This window comes from Leifsonia sp. SIMBA_070 (assembly GCF_046534635.1).
In the GTDB taxonomy this organism is placed as follows: domain Bacteria; phylum Actinomycetota; class Actinomycetes; order Actinomycetales; family Microbacteriaceae; genus Leifsonia.
Window position 1 is genome coordinate 1 of record NZ_JAWRYK010000079.1, and the last position, 351, is coordinate 351.

Genomic DNA, 351 nt, shown 5'->3' on the forward strand with positions numbered 1-351 from the left:
GCTATCAATTACAAAAGATAGTTTTGAATCGATTAACGCTTATGCTATACCATCTGATTTACAACTATCCTACTTATATCACTATTACAATGCAATTTACTACACTGCATTAAACAAATTCGATAAAGCTGATGATTATTTTGAGAAAGCAAAATCATCATTAACTAGTCTTACTAATGTGGAGCAAGCTGATTTTTATTATCGATATGCAGTTTATCATTTTCAAATGCAACAACCAAGCCAAGCTATAGTAAATGCAACTAAAGCATTAGACATTTTCCAAACAATAAACGATTGCGAACGAAACGTAACATCATGTTTAAGTGTGCTTGGTGGAGCCTATGTAGCAGT

At 32.2% G+C, this 351-nt stretch carries 1 protein-coding gene; it reads left to right on the forward strand.

All coding sequences use genetic code 11. The annotated features are described in order from the left end of the window. Positions 1-351, forward strand: a 351-nt coding sequence (locus SB754_RS19495) for a hypothetical protein (protein ID WP_410784052.1), incomplete at both ends; no start/stop codon positions are given.